The organism is Microcoleus sp. SVA1B4 (assembly GCF_036700545.1).
Taxonomy (GTDB): domain Bacteria; phylum Cyanobacteriota; class Cyanobacteriia; order Cyanobacteriales; family Microcoleaceae; genus Microcoleus.
This window is the reverse complement of record NZ_JAUBPB010000091.1, coordinates 1-21613: the sequence shown is the minus strand read 5'-3', so window position 1 is coordinate 21613 and position 21613 is coordinate 1. Positions and strand designations below refer to the sequence as shown.

The 21613-nt window shown below is 45.1% G+C and carries 14 protein-coding genes and 2 pseudogenes; 10 read left to right on the top strand and 6 right to left on the bottom strand.

Annotation, left to right across the window (positions count from 1 at the left end; translation table 11 throughout):
* Positions 1–279: pseudogene (locus tag QT987_RS27140) on the top strand (hypothetical protein); the annotation flags it as partial.
* Between the two features lie 131 nt (positions 280–410).
* On the opposite strand, the gene QT987_RS30065 reads toward QT987_RS27140, so the two are convergent.
* The gene (locus QT987_RS30065; protein ID WP_445243020.1) at positions 411–569 is read right to left on the bottom strand and encodes a transposase; all 159 of its coding nucleotides are present in this window, start codon (positions 567–569) and stop codon (positions 411–413) included.
* Positions 570–740: 171 nt separating this feature from the next.
* Here QT987_RS30065 and QT987_RS27135 point away from each other — a divergent pair, with 171 nt between their 5' ends.
* Complete coding sequence (locus tag QT987_RS27135) at positions 741–1862, top strand: glycosyltransferase family 4 protein (protein ID WP_333246337.1); 1122 nt, start codon at positions 741–743, stop codon at positions 1860–1862.
* 11 nt (positions 1863–1873) lie between these two features.
* The gene (locus tag QT987_RS27130; RefSeq protein ID WP_333056036.1) at positions 1874–2107 is read left to right on the top strand and encodes a hypothetical protein; all 234 of its coding nucleotides are present in this window, start codon (positions 1874–1876) and stop codon (positions 2105–2107) included.
* 123 nt (positions 2108–2230) lie between these two features.
* On the opposite strand, the gene QT987_RS27125 is transcribed toward QT987_RS27130, so the two are convergent.
* A complete protein-coding gene (locus QT987_RS27125; RefSeq protein ID WP_333246335.1) occupies positions 2231–3166 on the bottom strand; it encodes an exopolyphosphatase in 936 nt (311 codons plus the stop codon).
* Positions 3167–3232: 66 nt separating this feature from the next.
* Between QT987_RS27125 and bioF the strand changes: the two genes are divergently transcribed.
* A complete protein-coding gene (gene bioF / locus QT987_RS27120; protein WP_333056034.1) occupies positions 3233–4405 on the top strand; it encodes an 8-amino-7-oxononanoate synthase in 1173 nt (390 codons plus the stop codon).
* A gap of 284 nt (positions 4406–4689) precedes the next feature.
* Positions 4690–4839 carry an arginine synthesis PII-interacting regulator PirA gene (gene pirA, locus QT987_RS27115; RefSeq protein WP_172185012.1) on the top strand — a complete coding sequence of 50 codons (150 nt, stop codon included), beginning with the start codon at positions 4690–4692 and terminating at the stop codon, positions 4837–4839.
* 225 nt (positions 4840–5064) lie between these two features.
* On the opposite strand, the gene QT987_RS27110 is transcribed toward pirA, so the two are convergent.
* Positions 5065–6432, bottom strand: a complete 1368-nt coding sequence (locus tag QT987_RS27110; protein ID WP_333246333.1) for a TldD/PmbA family protein — start codon at positions 6430–6432, stop codon at positions 5065–5067.
* 454 nt (positions 6433–6886) lie between these two features.
* Between QT987_RS27110 and QT987_RS27105 the strand changes: the two genes are divergently transcribed.
* The 4 genes from QT987_RS27105 to QT987_RS27090 all read left to right on the top strand — a co-directional run bounded on the left by QT987_RS27105 (position 6887) and on the right by QT987_RS27090 (position 16568).
* On the top strand, positions 6887–11164 hold the full coding sequence (locus QT987_RS27105; protein ID WP_333246332.1) for a PAS domain S-box protein: 4278 nt from the start codon (positions 6887–6889) through the stop codon (positions 11162–11164).
* Between the two features lie 260 nt (positions 11165–11424).
* Positions 11425–12264, top strand: a complete 840-nt coding sequence (locus tag QT987_RS27100) for a DUF1361 domain-containing protein (protein WP_333246330.1) — start codon at positions 11425–11427, stop codon at positions 12262–12264.
* A gap of 221 nt (positions 12265–12485) precedes the next feature.
* Positions 12486–14459 (top strand): ABC transporter ATP-binding protein/permease, encoded by a 1974-nt coding sequence (locus QT987_RS27095; RefSeq protein ID WP_333246328.1) that lies wholly within the window; start codon positions 12486–12488, stop codon positions 14457–14459.
* A gap of 444 nt (positions 14460–14903) precedes the next feature.
* Positions 14904–16568 (top strand): NB-ARC domain-containing protein, encoded by a 1665-nt coding sequence (locus tag QT987_RS27090; protein ID WP_333246326.1) that lies wholly within the window; start codon positions 14904–14906, stop codon positions 16566–16568.
* 67 nt (positions 16569–16635) lie between these two features.
* Here the strand turns inward: QT987_RS27090 and QT987_RS27085 are convergent, their stop codons facing one another.
* Positions 16636–18366 carry an NAD(P)H-quinone oxidoreductase subunit 4 gene (locus QT987_RS27085; protein WP_333246324.1) on the bottom strand — a complete coding sequence of 577 codons (1731 nt, stop codon included), beginning with the start codon at positions 18364–18366 and terminating at the stop codon, positions 16636–16638.
* Positions 18367–19147: 781 nt separating this feature from the next.
* On the opposite strand from QT987_RS27085, the gene QT987_RS30060 reads away from it, so the two are divergent.
* The gene (locus tag QT987_RS30060) at positions 19148–19915 is read left to right on the top strand and encodes an RNA-guided endonuclease InsQ/TnpB family protein (protein WP_445299599.1); all 768 of its coding nucleotides are present in this window, start codon (positions 19148–19150) and stop codon (positions 19913–19915) included.
* Position 19916: 1 nt separating this feature from the next.
* Here the strand turns inward: QT987_RS30060 and QT987_RS27075 are convergent, their stop codons facing one another.
* Together QT987_RS27075 and QT987_RS27070 are read right to left on the bottom strand one after the other, a co-directional pair.
* Complete coding sequence (locus QT987_RS27075; protein ID WP_333057740.1) at positions 19917–20927, bottom strand: J domain-containing protein; 1011 nt, start codon at positions 20925–20927, stop codon at positions 19917–19919.
* Positions 20928–21338: 411 nt separating this feature from the next.
* Positions 21339–21613 (bottom strand): annotated as a pseudogene (locus QT987_RS27070) (hypothetical protein); the annotation flags it as partial.

The window sequence follows — 21613 nt, the reverse complement described above, 5'->3', positions numbered from 1 at the left end:
GAGCATCCTGAATTACCTTTACACAATAATCCGGCTGAGTTAGCTGCCAGAACTATGGTGCAGCGACGTAATATTAGTTATGCAACTCAAACGATTGAGGGTACTCAAGCATGGGATACTTTTATGTCTCTTGTTGCTACTACTCGTCAGTTGAGAATCAGTTTTTTCGATTATGTCCGAGATCGAATTTCTCACCTTGGAATTATTCCCTCTCTATCTACTATTATTCGCGAAAAATCTTCTCTTCATCCCTTGGGCTTGTCTTGGCAACTAGAATAACTGCTCCCCCTATTTATTGAGCCGATACGAAAATTGAGTGTGATGCTGATAGGCAGCTAAGCACGCTCGCTGGGGTTCTACCTAGTTGATTTATCTGCATCACGTAGTCTTACCTAGGGCGTGTTTTCAAACTATAACCACAACAGAATGCAGGCGATCGCGATCGTGGCTGTATAATTGGCAGGCAGCTTCTCATATCGAATAGCGCTCCGACTCCATTGCTTGAGTCGCTTGATAGCACGTTCAACAATGTTCCGTTGCCGATAGATTTCACGGCAGCCTTTTTCCATCTGCCTCAGTGAGAGATACCTGCCGGGAGTCCATTCCCAGTTTAACTACTTGTTGGTGGCCCATCCCGTCTCCACCGCAGCCCTGCCTCTGGCAGGTGCATTTTATGTCATTTGTCAAGTACAATTTATACCAAATTAGATGCGATCGCCCTGCACTAATAACCCATAAATATGGTTCACTTTAACGTTGCCTTTCAACACTTTAACTCCTTCACCGACATTACCCTATCCCTGGCCAAAACTTTAGACCAAATGGGAATTCCTATTTCGGTCGAACCTTCAACAATAGCCTCTCATCTCAGCCGCCATTCCACAGCAGAAGAAAACGACCTGCTAGAGAAGTGGATGAACACCACACCCTCAGATTTATTTCAGATCAAATGGTCTCATTATTGGAAACCTTATTTTTTAAAAGAACTCAACGGACATCTCAACTTAGAACTTTTTGCTATCAATTACGAATTCGCCAAAAACCATGATGATTATGATTACTGGATTTACGATGCTGTTAACACTTCATCTCACAAACTAGCCGTCAGCCAATATTCTAAAAACGTTTTAATAAAAGCTGGATGTCCGCCGGCTAACGTATCAGTCATGCCTCTAGGTTTCAATCCTTTAATCTCGCAACTCTATTTGCCCAGACCGCAAAAAACCCAAAAAGATGTAAAGTATATTCTGCACATGACCAATTCTTTTGATTGGTATAGATTTGGCACGGATCTGGCAATTCAAGCTTTTTGTGAAGAGTTTAAAGATGATTCTAACGTAGAGTTAATTATCAAAGATGGTGGCAAAAATCCTGATGTTATAGTGGAACACCTCGTAAATATCGAAAAACAATTCGGCAAGTTCAAGTCAAAAGTTCAGGTAAAGCCTAAATTTTGTACTAAAGCAGAACTAGCTGATTTATACTTGTCAGCAGATGCTTTTTTAGCACCGTTTCGCGGCGAGGGTTTTGCGATTAAAATTTTGGATGCCTTTGCAGCAGGTTTGCCCGTTGCTATGACTATGTACGGCGGCCCGACTGAGTACGCCAATGCTGATAACTGCTATCCCATTGCTTACGATCTAATTCCCGTGGGAAAGTGTTACGATACTGAGTATCTAAAAATCAGAAATGCTCCTCATTGGGCCGAGCCAAATGTTCAGTCGGTTCGCGAACAGTTGCGAAAAATTGTTGAAGACCCGATGCGTTTTCAGGTAGCTCAAAAAGCTAAAGAGACGGCAGATTTATTTAATTGGGAAGCTGCTGCTCAAAAATTGCTAGGATTAATGCGAAAGTTGTTTTAAGAGCAGAAATTATGGGACTCGAACGCAAAATGTTTAGGGGAATGTTTTCACCCGGGGAAGTGGTACGATTAAAACAGCCTTGTTTTACTCCCGGCCGATTGTTTGAGCCAGGAAAATATAACGCTGATGAGTTGCCGGATATCGCTTTTGATATGGGTTTGGTAGACCATTTGCCACCAGTCAAAGGTAAAAGTTCAGAAAATCTCAATGTTCAGAACCCGCCAGATCAAAACCTTGAGGAATAAACTCTCGTTGGCAGTAAGGACTTCAGTCCTAAAAATCCCTGTTGGTAGTAAGGACTTTAGTGCTGAAAATTAAAATAAATAATCAAAGACTCAAGTCCTGACTGCAAAAAAGATAAAGCCAAATTAACCATTTTGCTCTATCTGGGCAATTAACTGTTTCAAAACTTGACTAGCTTTATCGTTCTCAATCTGACAAGTTCCGGCATTCTGGTGTCCACCGCCGCCATACCTCAACATTAACTCCCCAATATTAGTTTTAGAAGTTTTGTTAAAGATTGACTTGCCAACTGCGAAAACAGTATTTTGTTGTTTCAGTCCCCAAAGTACGTGAATCGATATATTGCACTGAGGGAACAAAGCATAAATTACAAAACGATTTCCCGCATAAATCACATCTTCGTTACGCAAATCCAAAACAACTAAATTATTATAAACTTGGGCGCATCGCTGTATTTGCTCTTTAAATTTTTCTTCTTGCTCGAAGTAGAGGTCTACTCTTTCTTTTACATCAGGAAGCTGCAATATTTCATCGATAGTATGATATTTGCAGTAATCGATTAACTGCATCATTAACTGATAATTGGAAACGGTAAACTCTTTAAACCTTCCCAACCCGGTTCGTGCGTCCATTATGAAGTTTAACAGCACCCATTCTTGCGGATGCAGAACCTCTTCTTGGGCAAATTGAGCGGAATCTGATTTGTCAACTGCAGCCATCATTGCCTCAGAAATATCAGGAAACTTTGCTGCACCTCCATAATATTTGTACAGTACCCTAGCTGCTGAAGCTGCATAGGGATCGATGATGTGGTTGATTTTGATTTTCTCGTGTCTAAGAGTTTCGCTGAAATGGTGATCGAAAGCTAGATGAACTCCCTCAACATAGGGTAAATTGGTGCTAATATCGTTATTTGTTATTTCGATTTTCCCATCCTGCATATCTTTAGGATGCACGAATTTAATCTCGTCGATCATATCGAGTTCTTTGAGCAAAACTGCACAGACTAGACCGTCAAAATCGCTGCGGGTGACTAATCTGTATTTTTTAGTGAGTGGCATATGCTTCTGTGATAGGGAGGAACTGATCACCAGCTAATATAACGTATTACCCGATCGCTTTCCAATATGAACACAGACCCTTACGCTTGGATAGAGAAGGCCCTGGACACAGTTCGCCGTGCCAATTGGTATAGATCGCCAGAATCGATCGAAAGTTCCCCTGGGCCTGTGGTAAAGTTAGCAGGCCACAGCCTGATTAACTTTGCCAGCAACGATTATCTGGGACTTGCGGGCGATGACAGGTTAATTGAAGCTGCTATAGCTGCAACTAAGGAATTTGGTACGGGTGCGACGGGTTCGAGGTTGGTCAGCGGACACCGCGATTTGCACCGACAGTTAGAACAAGCTATTGCTAATTTAAAACAAACTGAAGATGCTTTAGTATTCAGTTCGGGATATTTGGCGAATCTAGGGGCGATCGCATCCGTTGTCGGCAAGCGCGATTTGATATTATCTGACAAGTACAACCATTCGAGCCTGAAAAACGGAGCCACACTCAGCGGTGCAACTGCCCTAGAGTACAGTCACTGCAATCTTGAGGATTTAAAAGCCAAGCTAGAGCAAAATCGCGCAAGGTACCGCAAGTGTTTAATTATTACCGATAGCGTCTTTAGCATGGATGGGGACTTGTGTCCGCTGCCGCAGTTGTTGGCTGTGGCCGAAACCTTTAACTGCATGGTATTAGTAGATGAAGCTCATGCTACGGGAGTTTTCGGTGCTAGCGGTGCCGGTTGTGCAGAACATTTCGGGTGTACGGGAACACCACTGATTCAAGTGGGGACACTCAGCAAAGCTTTGGGAAGTTTAGGTGGTTACGTTGCGGGCTCTGCTGCTTTAATTGATTTTCTGCGTAATCGAGCTGCGAGTTGGATTTATACTACAGCATTGACGCCTGCTGACGCGGCGGCTGCTTTAGAAGCTGTGAGGATTGTACAGCAAGAACCAGAACGCCGAGTTCGGTTGCGACAAAATATCGAAACTTTCAAATATTGCGCGATTACCAATTACCAATTACCAATTAGTAATTCCCTCTCCCCAATTTTCACTCTTCCGTTAAAAGATGCAGCCTCCGCTTTAACAGTCGGCAGCAAACTCAAGGAAATGGGTATTTTTGCTCCAGCGATTCGGCCTCCGACTGTCAGCGTGAGTCGAATTCGGATTTCGCTGATGGCAACTCACGAGCTCGCACACCTTCAGCAGTTGGTAGAGGCGCTGAAGCAAGTTTTGAGTTTTGACTAAATGTTGAGTGCGTACCGCGCACCGCTTGACTAAATGTAAATGTTGGGCATCGGGCATCGGGCATCGGGCATCGGGCATCAGCCTAATGACTAATGACTACTGACTAATGACTAATGACTTCTGATTGTCAAGATATCGCTATTGACTTATGACCAATCTTATACAGGAGTTTGGTCGATCGGTCAACAACTGTAAATTTTTTGTAAATTTAGATACTTTTTGGAATTTAGCGCTATATTAGAGAAGTAGCAGGTACACCAAATTTAATATAAGGAACGTCCACCATGAACACAAATCGTCAAAACGTAAAAAAAGTAGCAGAAACCCACCGCGCTAACATTCACAAGCAACTGATGCACCGCATAGAAGTAGCGAGATCCAGTGGCAATCAAGATTTGGTTCGGGTGCTTGAAGAGGAAATGAGACAGCTTTAAAGAAGCTGGAACTAGAATTTGCCGTAGTTTGGTTTAGAGGGTTGTGCGAGAAATGCAGAATTCCGGCAACCGCTACCTGTGAAGTTTTGACTCCTCTCTTAGTTGGTAGGAAAAACCCCGGTTTCTTGAAGAAACCGGGGTTTTTATTGAACTTTTGGGTGCGCCGCAGCGCACATTACCCAGGATAAAAAAGTGTTGAGTTCAAAACTCAAAACTCAACACTTTTTATCTTCCTCCGACTACAACATTTTTAATCCGCAAATGGGGGCCGCCGACACTTACCGGCAAGCCACTCTGGCCACCTTTACCGCAACCGCCGTAGGCATAAACCGAGTCATTTCCTATCGACTCAATATCCTTTAAAGTCTGAAATACATTGCCGCTTAAAGTGACATCGCTCACGGGTTCGGCTAATTTGCCGTCGCGAATCATAAAACCTTGAGCCGCCGCAAAGGTAAACATTTCGCCGTTGGTTTGTCCTCCCAACATCCGCACTGCATAAACTCCTTCGTCAATGTCGGCAACCATTTCGTCAAAGGAATGTTCGCCAGACTCGATCGCAGTATTAGTCATCCGCACCAAAGGCATAAAAGTAGCGCTCAAAGCCCGGGCATTTCCCGTCGGACTTTCGCCCATTTTGCCCGCAGTCTCGCGATTGTGCATCCGAGCGGCTAAAACTCCATTTTTAATTAAATGCTTGCACTGAGCCGGCACGCCTTCGTCGTCGTATTTCAAGGTTCCGGGTAATCCCGGCACAGTTGCGTCGTCAATTACATTCAATTGTTCGATCGCCACAGACTTGCCCAAAGTCAACAATTCCTGCATTTTCGGGTTTTCGTAAATGCCGTCTGCTTCCGACAAATGCCCGAAAGCTTCGTGAATAAAAACCCCCGACAAATAAGGGTCTAAAATCACCGGATACTGACCACCTTTCACCGATTTTGCCTCTAATTGGCCTACAGCTCGAACGGCAGCACTCTTAACACGATCTTCAATATTTGTCAAGACATCGTAATCCGATCGCGAGTGAATCGACTCAAACCCTTGGCGGACGACACCGCCCTCGCCGCGGGCGATCGCTCCGAAACGTCCGGTCACGTCCAAGCGCTCTTGAGCGATGCAAGTCCCTTGAGAATTCACAAAATAAGTAATCCCAAATCTGTCGCTGTAACCTGCCATTGTCGTCTGAATTCGCGGGTCATGATCTAACAGCAACTGATTGTAAGATTCGAGCAATTTCCGCTTTTCGGCTAGAGTAATAGAGCGCGGATCGCGGCCCAATTCCACCGCTACATAATCTTGAATCGGGGTGACATCTGCTAGTAGAGTTTTTTCACTACCAACCAAACGAGATTGCACTACAGCTTCTTCAATGCGGTCTTTTAATTCATCTAAACCGTTAAAAGTTACAAAACTCCAGCCACCTTTGTGACAGGCGCGGATGCCGCCGGCGAGACTAAAACTGCGGTTGACAGCATCTAACTGAGGGCCGCGAAAACTAATCGCAGTTGACTCGCTTTGTTCGAGGCGAACTTCTAGATAATCCACGCGATCGCGGTAAGGTGCGATCGCTTCCATCAACTGTTCTTGCATCAAATTGCCCCTATGAATGATTAGCCGTAGCGCTGAAAAAAATTATTGCTAAACCTATTTTAGCTAATAACTCCCGTCTTTCGGGTGCGCGTTCCCCCACCGGTGTGGTGCGGGAGCATGGCGCGTCCTACCCCATCGAGGGCGAGTCAGTCGATTTTAGATTTTAGATTTCAGATTTTAGATTGATCCCGTCTTGAGCCTGCGCGTTGGAATGAATCCGGGGGCTTATGACGACATTACTTTCGGTCAGTCGATTGTAGATTTAAAACTTTTTCCATAGAATTAATGATGAGAGGCTTGCCGATCGCCCGCGTTCGACGGGCGTCCTCGAACACAACAAACTCGCGCCCGCTTGCGAAAAGCCCGGTATGCCGAAAATTTTGGATTTGCCTAGAGAAATCAAACTAAACTAAATCTATCTAAAGACGTAAAAAAATACCTTAACCCCCGGCAGATGGAATACTTTAAGGTTAAAAAATTCCAAATTTCACCGTATTTAGCAGCTATTTCGGCATCAATAGCAATTTTGGTCGGAGTTGGCATTTTAGATCGATCGGAACAGCGGCGGTTTTTTCACTACAACCGCGCTAGCACCCTCGATCGCCTCAGCACAGTCCGTTCAAAGCTGGAAGGCTCTTTGAATTCCCGCCTGTTTTTGATGCGGGGTTTGGGGGCTTACATTTCCAACAACCCAAACATCACCGAAGCCGAGTTTGCAGCGACGGCGAGAATTCTGGTGGCACAGCAACCGGGCATTCGCGCCATAACTTTAGTTAAAGGCACGACGGTCGCTTACATTTATCCGCGGGAGGGAAATGAATCGGCGATCGGAGTTGACTTGACGACGCTACCCGAACAGCGGGAAATGGTCAAAGAGGTCATCCGAACCAGAAAAACTTTGCTAGCCGGGCCCGTGAAATTATTGGAGGGGGACGAGACTTTCATCAGCCGATCGCCGATTTTTCTCACACCCTCCGGCGCCGAGGCAGAAAAAGGAGTTTACTGGGGCTTGACAGGCCTGATCATCGACAAAAATACCCTCATTGAGGAAGCAGGACTCAACGACTCCTCAGCGAAGCTGCAATACGCTCTGCGGGGCAAAGACGGTTCGGGAGCCTCCGGCCCTGTGTTTTTCGGTGACGGGTCAATTTTTGAGCAGAATCCCGTGGTGCTGGAAGTGACTTTGCCCAACGGTTCCTGGCAGTTGGCAGCAATTCCGGCGGGAGGATGGCCTGCGAATTCGCCGTTTCGGGGCTGGCTGCTTTTTGGAGGTGGCTTGCTGGCACTTTTGAGCGGGGCGGCGGTTTTTAACTGGGTGTACGGCCGTGCGAAACTGCGGGAGAGCGAAGTTAAGTACCGGCAATTAGTTGAGAATGCTAACAGCATGATTGTGCAGTTAGACAGTGAAGGTAATATTACTTTTTTTAACGAGTTTGCTGAAGATTTTTTCGGGTATTCAGAAGCAGAAATCATCGGCCAAAGTGCGATCGGCACAATTATACCGAAAACAGAGTTATTTGAAAGTGACTTCGCGACAAAGATTCGAGACTGTTTGACACAGCCGGAAAAATACTTCCAAAACGAAAATGAAAACATCCGCCACAATGGAGAAAGGGTGTGGATAGCGTGGACAAATAAACCTTTACTAGATGCGAAGGGAAATGTGGCAGGACTGCTTTGTATCGGGACGGATATTAGCGATCGCAAACAAGCTGAAATCGCCCTGCAAGGTTCTGAAGCGGAACTTCGAGCTTTGTTCGCTGCCATGAACGATGTAATTTTCGAGATTGATATTGAGGGACGCTTGCTGAAAATTGCCCCGACAAATCCAGAATTATTGTACAAGCCACCGGCGGAATTTTCCGGGCAAAAAATCAGCGAATTATTCGAGCCAGAAATGGCAGATATTTTTCACGATAAAATTCGCACCGCCCTTGCTAGAAATCAAACCTGTACTTTTGAATATAACCTGGAACTTGCCAGCGTACAAACGTGGTTTGCCGCTACCATTTCGCCAATGAAAGAAAACACGGCTCTGTGGGTAGCCCGCAACATTACGGAGCGCAAGCAAGCTGAAAATTGGTTAACGGGTCAAAAACAAATTTTAGAAATGATTGCTAAGGGTGCTTCTCTGGGCGATACTTTAAATACTTTAGTTAAAATTATCGAGCAGCAATCTAGAGATGTCATCGGTTCGATATTGCTTCTAGCTCCAGACGGAAAACATTTGCTGCACGGAGCCGCGCCCAGTTTGCCCGACAGTTACAATGCTGCTATTCATGGCATAGCCATCGGGCCGGATGTCGGTTCCTGCGGCTCTGCTACCTTTAGCCGCCAACAGGTAATCGTTACAGATATTGCCAGGGATCCTTTGTGGGAAAATTATCGAGATTTAGCCTTGAGTTTTGGACTGAGAGCTTGCTTGTCTACTCCTATTTTCTCATCTCAGGGTCAAGTTTTGGGGACTTTTGGAATGTATTATTCCCAACCGCGCTACCCCAAAAACTTTGATCTGCAATTGATAGAAGCGTCGATTAATTTAGCAGGAATTGCGATCGAACGCAACCAGGCAGAAGAAAGTCTCAAACAGCTCAATCAAGAACTCGAAAATAGAGTGAAACAGAGAACTGCTCAATTGATGCAAACTGAAGAACGCTGGCAGTTAGCACTCAAAGGCAACAATGACGGCATTTGGGACTGGAACTTGCAAACCGGTGAACTTTTTGTTTCCGATCGCTTTAAGGAAATCACTGGTTACGAAGATAGTGACATTAGCGATTACAATAATACATGGAATACGAATTTACATCCCGATGATTTAGTGAGTTCTCAGCAACTTCTTCAAGAACACTTGGAGAGAAAAACGCCTCATTACATCACCGAATACCGCTTGTGGTGCTATAACCGCGCTTACAAATGGATATTGAGTCGGGGACAAGCTTTGTGGGACGCATCTGGAAAAGCAGTCCGCATGGTAGGTTCAATTACTGACATTACGGAACGCAAACAAGCAGAGGAAGCACTGCGGGAAAGCGAGGCAAAATTCCAAAAGCTGTCTGCTAATTTGCCGGGAATCATTTATCAATTTTTGTTGCGTGCAGATGGCTCTTCCTGTTTTCCTTACATAAGTGCTGGTTGCCGAGAACTTTTTGAGTTAGAACCAGAATATATTATTAAAAATGCGGCTGTGCTAACAGATTTGGTTCATCCCGACGATCGCGACAATTACGACGAATCTATTGCTATTTCTGCCCAAAATCTGCAACCTTGGCAGTGGGAAGGACGGCTGGTACTACCTTCAGGCAAAATTCGCTGGTTTCAGACAAATTCGCGTCCTGAAGCTAAGGAAAACGGCGATATTCTTTGGGACGGCATCACCGTTGATGTTACCGATCGCAAACAAGCTGAATTAGAATTGCAAGAAAGCCAGCAGTTTATTCAAAAAGTAGCCGAGGCTACTCCCGGTATTTTGTATCTATACGACTTGGAAGAACAGCGAAATATCTACACGAATACTTCACTGTTCGGGCTTTTGGGATATACCCTTGACGACATTACAGCGATGGATTCGTCACTCATGCCTCAGTTGATCTACCCCGAAGATTTGCCTAAAATTGTGGAACATCACGCGAGCTTTGCAGAAGTTGAAGATGGCGAAACTAGGGAAATTGAGTACCGGGTACAGGGAGCATACGGTCAATTGTTGTGGCTGCAAAGCCGGGATACTATTTTTAGTAGGAATGCGGAGGGTCAGGCTAAGGTAATAATTGGAGTTTCCCAGGATATTACGACTCGCAAGCAAGCAGAGGAAGCACTGCGGCAAAGCGAGGAACGAGAAAGAGAAAAAGCCAGAGATTTAGAGTCAGCGCTGCGGTCATTGCGCTCTACTCAAACTCAACTCATTCAAACAGAAAAAATGTCTTCTTTGGGGCAATTAGTGGCTGGGATCGCTCACGAAATTAATAATCCCGTTAATTTCATTCACGCTAACATTGATTATCTCAACCAGTATACTACACAGTTGCTGGATCTTGTTACTCTTTACGAACAGGAGTATCCCGCTCCTAATTCAAAAATTGTCGATCGCATTGAAGAGATTGATTTGGATTTCATGGCTGAGGATTTAAGAAAAGTTATGGGTTCGATGCAGGTAGGAAGCGAGCGCATCCGGCAAATTGTATTGTCCCTCAGAAATTTTTCGCGACTGGACGAATCGGCAATGAAGCCGGTGGATATTCACGAGGGAATTGAGAGCACTTTGTTAATTTTGCAGCACCGCTTGAAGAGTCGGGACAGCCGCCCGGAAATTGAAGTAATTAAGGAGTTCGGGAAACTGCCGCTGGTGGAGTGCTATGCCAGCCAACTGAATCAGGTGTTTATGAATATTATTGCTAATGCAATTGATGCTATTGAAGAGCGATATCACCAGTTATCGGTTCCACAATCAGAGACAAAGAGTGGCCGCATTACTATTTCCACTGGTGTAACCCCCCAGAACACTGTGAGGGTAGAAATTTCGGACAACGGTACGGGTATTCCCGATGGGATAGTCGATCGCATTTTTAACCCGTTTTTTACTACGAAAGCTGTGGGGAAAGGTACGGGGTTGGGAATGTCTATCGCGCACTCGATTGTGGTGGAAAAGCACAAGGGTAAGATTGAGTGCATTTCTTCCATAGGATGCGGAACAACTTTTCAGATTGAGATTCCGATCGACAAAGTGTATAAATAGTAGGGCGTCAGTCGATTTTAGATTTTAGATTTTAGATTTTAGATTTGAGATTGACTCCGCAGTGGTAGGGTGCGTCAGTCGATTTTAGATTTTAGATTTGAGATTGACTCCGCAGTGGTAGGATTCGTCAGCAGAGCCTGATTTTCAGGCGCGCAGCCAGGGGCCATAAGCTGACTCACCCTACAATTTAAAGACTAAAATAGACGGAAGCTGCTAACGAAGCGGTGCTGCATCAAACCTTTAATTGTATAAAAATTGACATGATGGGATTAATCCTGGAAGCCCTGCAAGCAATGGGACACAATGTCCGCTGGATGTCTTGGAATTTGTTTTTGGGTTTAGTGCCGCTGGGCCTGAGTTTTTGGCTGTTCCGCAAACCTCGATCGCGCTGGCTGCTGTGGGGTACGGGCTTTCTCCTAGGCGCTACTTTTTTGTCCAGTACGCGCCCTGTTTTTGCGTATCTGAGGCACATAGTGCAAGATGTGGGCAAAACTTACGTTTTGGGGGCGATCGCGATTACACTGGCACTGATGGCTGTAGACATCTGGGTACTGCGGCAGCGCGGAGTTCGCTCTCTCCGGTGGTGGGGCGGTTTTTTCTGGTTTATCGCATTTTTACCCAATGCGCCCTACGTTTTAACTGATATCATTCACCTGATCCGCCAGATTAAAGAGGGGAACTCGGTGTGGACTGTGACTCTGGCTTTGATTCCCCAATATCTCGCGTTTATGCTGGCCGGGTTTGGAGCTTACGTGCTGTCGGTGATGAATTTGGGTTACTATTTGAAGCAACAGGGTTTGAGTAGATTTATCCTGGTAACGGAGATAACTATACACGCACTTTCGGCGATCGGCATTTATTTAGGGCGATTTATCCGCTTCAACACTTGGGACATTCTGACTAACCCCGATGCGCTGGTTAACAGTGTAATGAACGATTTGATAGGCAAGCGTCCGGTTTTAGTAATGGCTGTCACTTTTGTAGTAATTGCTGTTTTGTATTGGCTAATGAAACAAGTAATTTTAGGGATTAGCCAACGATTTTACAGCAGTAAATTGCAGTCGGACTTGGCCGGCGATAGCGCAACTTCTTCCAGCTAGAGCGATTTGAGATTTGAGATTAAAGAATTGATTTAACAGATGAATATAAGAGCTTGAACAAAGCTCCCAAATTTTTGGTCTCCACCAGTTAACTCGGAAAACCAGTTTCCGTCTCTGGGTGAGACAAATTTTTTCGCAAAACTCCGACATAAATTACTGCTGCCGTTTGTCACAATAGTTGATATGTTAGAACAGTCAAAGTAGTTTTGTAAACAGCAAAGATGAATCGATTTGACCGTCAGTTGTGGCAGAGATTTATTGCGATCGCTCAACCTTACTTTTATCCTTTAGAGCCTGGGGGCGGCAGAATATTTTTAGGATTAGTAGCGCTGTTGTTGATATTTCTCTTCGCTGCGATGTTTGTACTCGTCAGCGCTGTATGTTTGGGTACTCAAGTCTTATTTCCCGAATTTGTCAATAGTATTGCAGCCGGCTTAGTTACTTTGTTGAAAGGAATTATTAATTCGCCCGCAATTGCGATCGTGGCTTTAATGTTAATTCTTCCTTTCAGCGCTTTTGTCTGGTTCAAAGACAGATTGACACCGCACTGGCAGCCCTGGGCTTTATTGACTTTGCTGCTTTTTTTGTCGCTGTCAGTCAGCGGTATGAATGTAATAATTAGTTACGTCGGTAACTTTTTTAACACAGCACTAGCTAAGAAAGACCAGCTCAATTACTGGAAGTATCTGTTTGTGTATGCAGGGGTTTTTATAGTCGGCACTCCCATTGTGGTAATTTACCGGTATACCGAAGATAAATTGGGTATCTACTGGCGGGAGTGGATGACTAATAAGTTCCTCGATAAGTATTTTCAGAATCGGGCTTATTACGAAATAAATTTACACAAGGAAATCGACAATCCAGACCAGCGAATTTCCGAAGATGTCCGCTCTTTTACCCGGACAAGTTTGTCATTTATGCTGCTCATCCTTGGTTCAATAGTTAATATTATATCTTTTACTGGTATCCTGTGGTCTATCTCAAAACAACTTTCGATTTTTCTGATTATCTATGCTATTGTGGGCACGACAGCTACTCTAGTTTTTGGTCAAAGATTAGTACCTCTGAATTTCGAGCAACTTAAAAAAGAAGCAAATTTTCGCTACGGACTGGTTCACATTCGCGACAACGCCGAATCTATTGCTTTTTATGGAGGCGAGGAGCAAGAATCATTTCAAATAAAGCAGCGATTTGTGGAAGTATTCCGCAATTTTAATTTGCTAATTGGTTGGCAGCGAAACTTGGATTATTTCACAACTGGATACGGATATGCTGTTGTGATTATTCCGGCTTTGTTTCTAGCTCCAACTTATTTTGCAGATCAAAGTGGTACAATCGAGTTTGGAGATATCACTCAAGCTGGTTTTGCTTTCACTCAGGTTTTGCGCGCTTTTTCTGTGATTGTAACTCAGATTGAGCCGCTGAGTTCTTTTGCAGCTAGTATCAATCGTTTGACTGTATTTACAGATACTCTGGAAGCGAAAAAAGCGGTATCTCGTCCTGGAGGAACTGCTATAGATGTAGTAGTAGATTCTCAGTTGACACTGGAGCACGTTACTTTAGATACTCCGCAGCATCAAAAGACTTTAATTAGGGATTTGTCGGTAGCAGTGCAGCCCGGTGAAGGACTGTTAATTGTCGGTCAAAGCGGTGCTGGAAAGAGTTCCTTGCTGCGGGCAATTGCGGGTTTGTGGGACGCGGGAACGGGCCGTTTAGCGCGGCCAGAATTGGGGGAAATGCTGTTTTTGCCGCAGCGTCCTTATATGATTTTGGGTAGTTTGCGATCGCAACTTTTGTATCCCCATACCAGCAGCGAGGTTGATGAGGAAAAATTGCGCCGCGTTTTGGCATCAGTAAACTTAGCAGATTTGCCGGACAGATTGGGCGGTTTTGATGCGAATTTAGATTGGGGCGAGATTTTGTCGCTGGGAGAACAGCAACGTTTAGCTTTTGCTAGATTGTTATTGACGGAACCGAGATACGCTATTTTGGATGAGGCGACAAGTGCTTTGGATTTGAAGAACGAGCAACATTTATACGAGCAGTTGCAAGCCACTAAAACTACGTTTGTGAGTGTCGGCCACCGAGTGAGTTTAGTGAAATATCACCAGCAGGTTTTGGAACTTATGGGCGATGGGAGTTGGCGGGTGCTTTCTGCCCAAGAATACCGCGCTACTGCGACAATTTTTGGCTGATACAGCGCTGCTTTCAAAAATTGTAATATTTACCCGGTTTTTGATAGGCTGTGGGTTGGGGTGCGGTTGGATATTTATGGTTTAGTGCTATAAATTAAGCGCCGCGCCTCCACTATACAATAGGTTTTACGGATGAGGAGACAGCAACAATTTAGGGCGATAAACTCCCCGTTTCTCATAGCATCTTTGATTAAAGAATTGAAGAATTGAATAATTGAAGAATTGAATAATTTGGAATGACTGATTGTGTATTGGTTTGGAGTACGAGCCTAGAGGTGTATTTTTTTAACTGGTATCACAATCGATAATTGGGTATAAATATCTAAAACTACCCAAACAACAAAAAGCAAGCTGAACGTTGGTAGATTCGATTCAATTGCTCGCCCGCGAGAACTCACACAATATAATAGAAGATAGATTTTTAGTATAGACGAGATTCCTACCTTGACTACTCCGATTCCTCAAAACTTTGTGCAAACGATCGCCAAACAACGCGGTGTCACAGATGCCGAGTTAGAAACTGTGTTTATGGCTCTCGACGGTCAATCTACGGCGACGATCGCAACCAAGCTTGGCATTAGCGACATCGCCGTTCGCAAAAGACTAGGCGAAGTTTACAAAAAGTTTCAGATCGGGGGGAATGGCCCTGGAAAGCTTTCGGAATTGAGGCATCAGTTGCTGTTTTCATACCACATCGATCAGGGAACGAGCGATTTTAGTGGAGGTAAAGGCTCTCTATTGAAGATGGCCATCGGACACCGAGAGGAAGATTGGGGCCAAGCACCGGATGTTTCGGTTTTTTACGGACGGACTGAAGAATTAACTACTTTAAAGCAGTGGATTGTATCAGATAATTGTCGCCTGGTAGCGCTGCTTGGTTTGGCTGGTAGCGGCAAAACAACTCTGTCGGTGCAGTTGGCAAAACAGGTACAGAATGAGTTTGATTTTGTGATTTGGCGATCGCTGCGATCGACACCCGCACCATCCGACTTCCTAGGAAGCTTAATTCAACTTTTTTCTAACCAACAAAAACCCGATGTGCCGTTAGGGGATCTCGCCCCTACGGGGGCTACGCCAACGAATAGGATCGACCTCAACAGCAAAATTTCGCGCTTGGTCGAGTATCTGCGAAAACACCGCTGTCTGGTAATTTTAGACGATTTTGAAGCGGTTCTCAAACCCGAAGAATTAGCGGGACACTATCGCGAAGGCTACGAAGGATATCGAGATTTAATTGTGCGGCTCGGTGAGGTCAATCACAATAGCTGTTTACTGCTAGTTAGTTGGGAAGAGCCTACGGAACTGGCTTTGCTGGCGGGAGAAAAAGTGCGGTCTTTAAAACCTGCTATTTCCGAGGAAATAGCGCGGGAAATTTTCCAAGAAAAAGGTTTGTCGCCTCAAGATCGAGAGTTGGAAATCTTGTTATCCCGGTACGGAGGCAATCTGTTAGCCTTAAAGATTGTAGCGACAACAATTAACGAGTTTTTCGAGGGGAATGTTTTAAAGCTTTTGGAAGCTACGGCGTTATTTATTGAAGAACATATCAGCAATTTGCTGGCGCAACAGTTCGATCGAATGTCGAGTTCAGAACAAGAGATTGCCTACTGGATTGCTATTGCTCAAATCCCGATTTCCCTGGCGACTTTGCGAGAGCAGATGTTGGTCAATTCATCGCTTTCGGATTTGCTAAAAAATCTCGATTCTCTAGGTCGTCGCTCGCTGATTGACAAAATTAGTGAGGGCGGGGAAACTGTTTTTATGCTTCAGCCTTTGATCGTGCAATATGTGACGGATAGATTAGTCGATCAGATTCGAGCGGAGGTTTTGGAGACGGTTAAGACCCAAGGAATAGAAAGAATGCGGCTGTTGAAAACTCACAAATTGAGCATCAACATTGCTAAACGGAAAGGGGATAAAGGCGAACCAAGTCGCTCTATTTTAGCATTAGTAAAAAATCGGTTGCAAGTGTTGTTTGTGAAGACGACAGGCTTTGAAGAACCGCTAAATATCTTGAAAAAAGTAGCCTCTGATCTCGATGATAAATCGATTCTTGAGGTGGGATATGCTAGGGAGAATCTGGCGCAGATTATTTCAGAAATTCAGCGATAAGAAAAAAGCGATCGCCCTTTGACAAAAGCGATCGCCCAATTTTCAACAAAAACAGAGTTCGAGAAAATTATTTGACAATGCCAAAAACCGATGCAGATTCAGCCCCTGTAATTTTGTCCAAAGCAGGCGATTTTTGAGCTTGGGCAATTTTGGGAACCAAAAGTTGATTCGCATAAATCCGAGGATTTTGTTGAGCAATTTGGATGTAAGATTGGCGGACTTCTGCGTTGACTGCGACAGTCTTGGCATCGTAGACTTGCATCGCCATGTTGGGATAAAAACCAATGCCGACAATCGGTATCAAAAAGCAAAATGCGATCGCCACTTCCCGAGGTTTAGCATCAATAAACGGTGCATCACCAGGCAAAACGCAACTATTACCAAAACAAACCGCTTCATCCAGATTGTTTCTTTGATTCTGCAGATTTAGATCCTCAAGGTCGCAAGCAGCTAGGGTGCCACAGTTGTAAAATAACTGTCGCAGCATCGAGAGCAAATAAATCGGCGTCAAAATCAGTCCTACAGCAGCCAGGAACACTGTCACCGCGCGGAAAGAACCGCTGTACATATCGCTAGTTGCGACGCCCACAAACACGGACAATTCGCTAGCAAAACCGCTCATTCCGGGGAGTGCCAAAGATGCCATCGCGCCTACGGTAAACAAGGCAAACACTTTCGGCATGACTTTTCCAATCTCGCCCATCTCGTCCATGATCATTGTATGGGTGCGATCGTAAGTAACGCCAGCCAGGAAGAACAATACTGAGGCGATTAAACCGTGAGAAATCATTTGCAACAGCGCCCCGTTGATTCCCAAATCCGTGAAGGAAGCAATACCCAACAACACGAATCCCATGTGAGAAATCGACGAATTCGCTAAGCGGCGCTTCATGTTCGATTGGCCGAAGGAATTCAGCGCGCCGTAGATAATATTGACTACGCCGAGCACCGCCATAATCGGTGCAAAGTAAACGTGTGCTTGGGGAAGAAGTTCCAAATTCAGGCGAATCAGTCCGTATCCGCCCATTTTCAGCAATACACCGGCCAGAATCATCGAAACAGGAGAAGATGCTTCACCGTGGGCATCAGGTAGCCAAGTGTGGAAGGGGAAAATCGCCAGTTTCACACCGAAGGCAATCAGCAGTCCCGCATAAAGCAGGAGTTCTAAGCCCAGTGGGTAGTCCTTCAAGCCTAGTTCTACCATGTCGAAGGTGGGAGTGCCTCCGCCGTAGAATGCCATTGCCAAGGCAGCTATCAAAATAAAGATGGAAGCGCCTGCGGTGTAAATCAAGAATTTGGTAGCTGCGTAGCGGCGGTTTTGTCCGCCCCAAATCGAGATTAACAGGTACACCGGAATTAGTTCTAGTTCCCAGACAATGAACAGCAGCATGATGTCTTGGGCGACGAAAACTCCTATTTGTGCGGAGTACATCACCAGCATCAGGAAGTAGAATAGTCGTGGCTTGCGATCGACTTCCCAGGCTGCAAAGATTGATAGCGTCGTCACCAATCCCGCCAACAGTACCAACGGCACTGACAGTCCGTCAACGGAAACAGACCAGTTGAGACCTAAAGAAGGTATCCAGGAATATTGCTCTACGATTTGGAAAGTAGAGATGCTTGGATCGTAATGAGTCCAAAACACCCAGCACATTAATACAAAATCTGCAATACCTACGCCTAGGGCATACCAGCGAATGGTTTTGCCGTCTGTATCGGGCAGAAAAGGGATGGCGAGGGAAGCTAGGAGGGGTAGGATGACAATTGCGGTCAGCCAAGGAAATTGATCCGCTATCATATTGAGAATAAATACTTAGTTGGAAGTTACCAAAATTATAATACTAAATTTAATTAAAACTTAAGATTTATTCATAAATATTTTTTATATCCCGATAAACGCGGATAAAAATATCACGAATTGCTACACACGTCAAGGGTTATTCGATTTTTGATTTTCGATTCAGGACTTACGAACAACAAAATATAGCGTTTTGTAGGCGCAATCTGCCTGTGGTTGCGCCTATTCTGGTAGAGGGTTGGTTAAAAGTGGAGTTTTTCATAGGGCGGAGTTGCTCTGACCGATAGTTCTGGTAGTTTCTCGATGGGATGGGGCGGGTTTATCTGATTTGTCGGTGGGTGTCATATATTTCGGTGAACCCGCCCCTTGCAAGCTCCAAGTAACGCCTGAGCATTCCATCAAAATTGATGCAACCCTTCAGGCATTCGCTAATGCTTGTGAATACGTGAATCAAACTGTGCCGCCAACTCTGACAAATGAATTGGCGATGCAATCTGCAGGTATATCACAATGTCAGAGAGATGTTTGGACTTTCGGCGCAGTTGGCAATCCATGCTATTAGACGGGTTTCTGGTAACAGAAAAACAGCTAAAAAAGATGGGAAGCCTGTTAACAAATTTGCTCCTACTAGCGTCACTTACGATACCCGTATCTTTTCTTTTAGGGAAAAAGATTGGACAGTAAGTTTGACTACTACTGGTGGTAGGGAACGGTTTGTACTGGCTATCGGAAACTACCAACTTGGATTGCTGAAAGGTCAAAACCCCAAGACTGCTACTTTGTGCAAACGCAAAATGGCAGTTACTATCTTAATATTCAGCTTGAATCTCAGCCAGCCGAGCCTCCACCTTGCAATCAAGTTTTGGGTTGTGACTTGGGTAGGACTGATATTGCGGTCACTTCTGATGGAGATACATTTAGCGGCAAACAAATTACCAAAGTTAAAAACCATTATGCCAAGTTGAGAGCAAATATCCAGCGAAAAGCCACGAAAGGCACGCGCAGCACTCGGCGTAGATGTCGAGAATTGTTGAAACGGTTGTCGGGCAAGGAAAAGCGCTTTCAGACTTTGGTAAATCACACTATCAGTCACCGTATCGTAACCAAGGCTAAGAACAAAAATCAAGTTATCGCTTTGGAAGATTTGACGGGAATTAGGGAACGCACAAATCAGCAGCCACGCTCGCAGAAAGAGCGGAGACTTAGTAATAGCTGGGCGTTCTTTCAGTTGCGTCAATTCCTCATCTACAAAGCTATAAAGCATAGCGTAAAGATTCTGTTTGTTGAGCCTAGATACACCAGCAAAATGTGCCACAAGTGCAATCACATTCATCCTGTAAAGGGTGAGTCTTATAGGAATGGCAAAAAGTTCGCTTGTGGTCATTGTGGATGGAAAGGTGATGCCGACTTAAACGGCAGTAAGAATATTGCTGCTATTGAGGCTTTCGTAAATAAGCCCGAAGGTTCGAGATTGTTTTGCAAGGTGCAAGATCATTTCAGGGCTATTGAAAGCCCACACTGTAGCTGTACTCAGGTCCGTGCTGGGTAATTTACAGCACCATCTGATTGAGATTACTGCGAGGATTAAAAGTGCGATTTGCTTTGATTTTTTCATAGCATTCGCGTTCTACACTGCTAATTTCTTTCGGTGGCACGATCGCAATTTTGACCAACAAATCAGTCCGCTCGTTTTTCTTCGGTTTCGGCCATCCCTTGCCCCGCAACCGCAAAGACTGACCCGAACGAATCCCGGCTGGAAATTTCACAGTGATCATACCTTCAGGCGCCGGCACTTCAATTGAAGATCCCAACACCGCTTCGTCGGGAGTTATCGGCACTTCGCAGACCAAATTCTCTCCCTCAAACTGGAAGAAAGCGTGAGGCAAAACTTCTAATTTTAGGTACAAATCTCCCTGTTGCTTCGTGTACGGGTCAACTTGACCTTTGCCTTTTATCCGAATTTTGCTGCCGGTTTTCACTCCTGCTGGAATCGAAACTTCCCCCGTGGCGACTCGCTTAGAAGTTCCCCGAAATGCTTCCCCCAAAGTCAGGGAAATGGCGACCTCGGTGTCGAGAGAGCTTCCTGCGGTGCGATTTTCGTACCCCGCGAAATCTTCAAATCCGCCAAAACCTGTGGGCCCGCCGCTGGTGCTGCGGTAGTTGCTGTAATTCCACTTGGCGTTGCGGGCACTACCAGGACTACTACCTGCGCGACCTAACAAGGCATTGATAAATTCGTCAAAACTGCCGTACTCGCTGAAGTCAACCCCGCCAAAGTCTACATTCGTACTGCCCCCGCCCGGCCATCCGCCTGGAGTTGTGGCAGCTTGCTTCCAGTATTGACCGTATTGGTCGTATTTTTTGCGTTTTTCAGGGTCTGAGAGCACTTCGTAAGCTTCGTTTACTTCTTTAAAACGAGCTTCTGCTTCTTTGTTGCCGGGGTTCATGTCCGGGTGATATTTGCGGGCTAGTTTGCGGAAAGTTTTTTTAATTTCGTCAGAACTGGCAGTTTTGTTGAGTCCCAAAATAGCGTAATAGTCTTTAAAATCTGTTGCAGCCATTAAGCAATCCCCTCTTTATTAGTTGTTATTTGTTAGTTGTTAGTTGTTAGAAAGAATAAATCCCAAATTAGCCGCAGGATGGCGCATTAGTATAATGCCAGTAGCAGAAGTGCCTGCGGCATCTCATTCAAATTATAGGTTATCAAAGGTTTGGACTCGATCGAGTTCGGTTGTTGCTTGGCGTTCGATCGCAATTTCCGCACTCCCCTGCTGTTTAAGATTTTATAGCATTCGCCTCTCTCGTGCACAAGGGAGCCAGAGCAGCAGCCTCTAGAAATGCTTTTGGCATTCGACAGTAAAAACAATGCTTTCATCAATTAAGAACGTCCTTACCCTATCGGCCGTTGCTATACCTGTGAGCTTGGAGACTGTGAAACTCCTGTGGCGAAAACTTTTGGGGAGTTATGAGGCTTAGGGCTTTCGGGAGGCGGCAGCCCGATTGAGGTGAGGGGGGAAAGCTGCTGCTGTTGCGGGTGCGAGCCCAGGAGGGTTGACTTGCGCGGACGATCGATCTTTTTTTGGTCTTTTTTTCCGGAGCGCTGTGCGATGGCTACGCCCCGCCTTACGCCTACAAACTTTTCGATCGAAGCTCGATCGCCCACTCCAAATCTTAGGATCGCGAATTAAATAACTTACAATTTTAATTGTTATTGTGGGATGGGCGTCCCGCCCGTCCTTTTTGGACG